General features: G+C 45.4%; 1 protein-coding gene. It reads right to left on the reverse strand.

Features of this window, described 5'->3' with window-relative positions; all coding sequences use genetic code 11:
* On the reverse strand, window positions 1-1,478 hold a 1,478-nt coding region (locus BCU84_RS20550), incomplete at both ends, for a VCBS domain-containing protein (RefSeq protein WP_198589633.1).

Raw genomic sequence — 1,478 nt, forward strand, 5'->3', positions numbered from 1 at the left:
TGATGGACGTCTTTGTCTTCGGTTAGTGAAGCTGTAGCTATACCGCCAATGACCGCTTTATCATCAGTACCGTTGATGGTTACTGTAACTTTTTGTTCGGTTCCATCAACGCTGTGAACGATTAAAGTATCGGTGAGTGATTCGCCGGTTTTCAGCCCTTGGATGGCAGATTGAGAATTATCAGCCGTGTAGGTCCAATGACCGAGTTCGTTCAAAGAAAGCGAACCAAATTGACCTTGTTGCACAGTGGCCTGAAATTGGTTTTGCCCATTATCAACATCAGTAACGGTGAGGGCACCGTCAACATGCAACTGTCCCTGATGAACATCTTTGTCTTCGGTTAATTGTGCTGAACTTGTACCAGAAATGACCGCCTTATCGTCGGTGCCATTAATGGTCACTGAGATTTTCTGCTCGGTGCCATCGACCGAATGAACTAATAAAGTATCGGTGAGTGATTCGCCCGTTTTCAACCCTTGGATGGCAGATTGAGAATTATCAGCAGTGTAAGTCCAATGGCCTAGGTTATTGATCGACAGTGTGCCGAACTGACCTTGTAAAACATTGGCTTGAAATTGATTTTGCCCATTATCAACATCTGTAACAGTGAGAGCACCATCGACATGCAGTTGTCCCTGATGGAGGTCTTTGTCTTCGGTTAATTGTGCAGTGCTGGTTCCTGCAATAACGGCTTTATCATCAGTGCCGTTAATGGTTACTGAGATTTTCTGCTCAGTGCCATCGACTGAATGAACTAATAAAGTGTCTGTCAGTGATTCGCCAGTTTTCAGCCCTTGGATGGCAGATTGAGAATTATCAGCCGTGTAGGTCCAATGACCTAGTTCATCTAAAGAAAGCGCACCAAATTGACCTTGTTGCACTGTGGCTTGGAATTGGTTTTGTCCTGAATCGACATCGGTTACGGTGAGGGCACCATCTATTCGAAGTTGGCCTTGGTGGACGTCTTTATCTTCGGTTAATTGTGCTGAACTTGTACCACTAATGACCGCCTTATCGTCAGTGCCATTAATGGTTACTGAGATTTTCTGCTCAGAGCCATCGATAGAATGAACTATGAGCGTATCAGTGAGTGACTTGCCCGTTTTCAGGCTTTGAATAGCTTGTTGCGAGTTATCGGCGGTGTAGGTCCAATGACCTAGTTCATTTAAAGAAAGCGAACCAAATTGACCTTGTTGCACAGTGGCCTGGAATTGGTTTTGTCCTGTATCGACATCAGTAGCGGTGAGGGCACCGTCAACATGCAACTGTCCCTGATGAAGGTCTTTGTCTTCAGTCAGTGAAGCTGTTGCAGTACCACCAATGACCGCTTTATCATCAGTGCCGTTAATGGTTACTGAGATTTTTTGCTCGATGCCATCGACCGAATGAACGACTATGGTATCGGTGAGTGACTCGCCTGTTTTAAGGCCTTGAATCGCTGGTTGAGAGTTATCAGCTGTATAGGTCCAATGGCCTAA

It is taken from the genome of Shewanella sp. 10N.286.51.B7, from assembly GCF_002873615.1.
GTDB classification, from domain to species: domain Bacteria; phylum Pseudomonadota; class Gammaproteobacteria; order Enterobacterales; family Shewanellaceae; genus Shewanella; species Shewanella electrodiphila.